The organism is Aerococcus sp. L_32, assembly GCF_050689315.1.
On record NZ_JBOEQF010000614.1, the window covers coordinates 1 to 1,020 of the forward strand.

Consider the following 1,020-nt stretch of genomic DNA (forward strand, 5'->3'; position numbering starts at 1 on the left):
TCTAAATAAGAGGCTTCTTTAAAAGATAAACCGATAATCGCTGCACTCATTACGGACAAGTTAGACATAGATGGTAATAATTGTGGGAGTCCAAAGTAGATAATAAATATTTGCACAACTGTTAGTACCCCGCGGAATACAGAAATATATGCCGCTGATATACTTGAGATAATTTTATTTTTGCTACGGCGACCAAAGGCTACGATTAAACCAATCACCACAGAGAAAAACATAGAGACAAACGCTAGAACAAGCGTTGTAGGTATATAGCTAGCAACTTCTGGTAAGATTTCTAGCATGTATAGAAAATCCATATTCATTCACTTCCTCTTTGTAGATCCTTTTCATTCTTGTTGCCTATATCAGGCACTATCCTGTTTTCCAAATATGGAGAATTATATAAGGTTTTTTTGCAAATAAACAGTGATGTGCTTTTTATTGCTCAATCGTTTTCGGTCGAATTCAACAAAACCCCACCGTTCATACATGGCAACTAACCAGGGCAAACGGTCAGCAGTCCCTAGCGTACGGAATGATTTGTTCTTCAATTGGATGCTCGCTTGAATAATCGTATAACCCTGAGCATAGGCATCGATCTGACCTTTTTCAACAGCTAACTCAGTTCCTTCACGATTTTCATAAGTACGGATTTCAATATCTAAACTCTTATCTTCTATATATTGCGTCATGATATCCACCTTATGTGACCCTGCAACACCACCAATTGTTTTCCCTTCCAAGTCTTCAGTCGCCTGGATGTCATAATCAGCTAGCACACCTAAGGTTGTAATTTATTTGCTCAAGACTATTGCTATTCATTATTCCATCGTCTTTTTGTTATAATCAAAATAGTAGATAGAAGGAGGTTGCCAAGATGACCAGTCATTATTCTGAAGAATTTACCAGGGATAAACCCTATTCAGTAACAGTCGCTTTTATTAGCCACTTTAACGCCCTACACCAAACCATGAAGGGATTATTAGTCAATGATGATGCTACTTTCTTCCAGTGTGTAGAAGA

Annotated in this window: 2 protein-coding genes; both read right to left on the bottom strand. The window is 37.6% G+C overall.

Annotation, left to right across the window (positions count from 1 at the left end; translation table 11 throughout):
• Positions 1–320, bottom strand: a 320-nt coding sequence (locus ACRCJ0_RS15160; protein ID WP_431391037.1) for an ABC transporter permease subunit, incomplete at its 3' end; no start/stop codon positions are given.
• 75 nt (positions 321–395) lie between these two features.
• Positions 396–776 (bottom strand): ABC transporter substrate-binding protein, encoded by a 381-nt coding sequence (locus ACRCJ0_RS15165; RefSeq protein ID WP_431391038.1) that lies wholly within the window; start codon positions 774–776, stop codon positions 396–398.
• Between the last annotated feature and the right edge of the window lie 244 nt (positions 777–1,020).